This window comes from Massilia pinisoli, assembly GCF_024753285.1.
Lineage (GTDB): Bacteria > Pseudomonadota > Gammaproteobacteria > Burkholderiales > Burkholderiaceae_D > Telluria > Telluria pinisoli.
Genome location: NZ_JANUGW010000056.1, coordinates 1 through 1,234 on the forward strand (window position 1 = coordinate 1; position 1,234 = coordinate 1,234).

1 protein-coding gene is annotated in these 1,234 nt (G+C 56.5%); it reads right to left on the reverse strand.

The window, feature by feature from the left end; translation table 11 throughout:
• Window positions 1-65: 65 nt before the first annotated feature.
• On the reverse strand, window positions 66-1,175 hold the full coding sequence (locus tag NX784_RS28710) for an IS481 family transposase (RefSeq protein WP_258820082.1): 1,110 nt from the start codon (window positions 1,173-1,175) through the stop codon (window positions 66-68).
• Window positions 1,176-1,234 lie beyond the last annotated feature (59 nt).

Consider the following 1,234-nt stretch of genomic DNA (forward strand, 5'->3'; position numbering starts at 1 on the left):
TGTATAGCACAGGGACATAGGTAACACATGTCTAGAGACATGGGTGACACTACCTAGCCGTCATTTTAGCGTCGAGTGAGGTCGATTCTGCCGACTTCTTTGTGACAGAAAACGATGCTTAGGACGCCATCGTTTTCTGTTGGTCGAATGGCGACGTTCTGTTCGTACAGTCCCTCTCCGACGAAATACACTCCGCCTTTGTAGCTGATTTGGCCGTGGCGGCGTACGGTGCGCACGGTTTCGCCTTCGTCGTACTCAACGGGCGGCAGTTCGGCGGGGAAGAGACGAGCACTTTGGGCGTAGCGGGTCGACGGTGTCTTTTGCTCTAACGCTTCATGCGGCCGAATCAGGTTGTATTGGTCGCGCCAGCGGTCGAAGGCCTCCTGGCACGCACTGATCGAACTGAAGCCAAAGCGGTTGAGTAGTTCGCGCTTGAGCGTTCGATGAAACCGTTCGGCTTTGCCTTGGGTTTGCGGATGATATGGCGTGCTATGGCCGACACGAATTCCCAGGCGAATAAGCCAGACTTCCAGCCGTGATAACGTGCCGTGACCACCCGTTCCCCAAGGCGTGCCGTTGTCACAAGTGATCCGCTCGGGCATGCCATAGGTGCGAAACGTCTGCGTCAGCACGTCCTTTACCGTCTGGCCATCTTCTCCTTTGCAAGCGGTCAAGCAGACTGAGTATCGCGAGTGATCGTCCAGAATCGTCAGCGGGTGGCAGCGTCCTGCCTTCTCGTCGGTCAGGGCAAAATGCCCCTTGAAATCCATCTGCCAGAGCTGGTTTGGTGCAGGGTGTTCGAAACGACCTTTGGCCAGATTCGTCACATCTGCAAGAGGCACTAACTGCCTGCCGTGGCGACGTAAAATGGCTGAGATCGTATTCGGGTGCGGGGCGCCGAATTTTTCGGGCAGCAGCGCCTTGAGCTTGCGTGCGCCCCAGCATGGGTGCTCATCGTGCAGCGTTACAACCGCCGCCTCCAATTCGTCCGTGCTGCGCTTGGGCGATGAATGCGGACGGCGGGACCGGTCTTCCAATCCTTCTTCGCCGTGTTTAAGGTACAAATCACGCCACTTGTAGCCAGTCTTACGGCTGACGCCGAAAGACTGGCAAAGGGCCTGCATGTTCACATCAGGTGCGGTCGCCAAGCGAGCAAATTCGAGACGAGAAGACATCCGGGAACTCTCCTTCCAAGGCATTGCACGCTCCGATTGTTAGCTGTGCAATGATCATA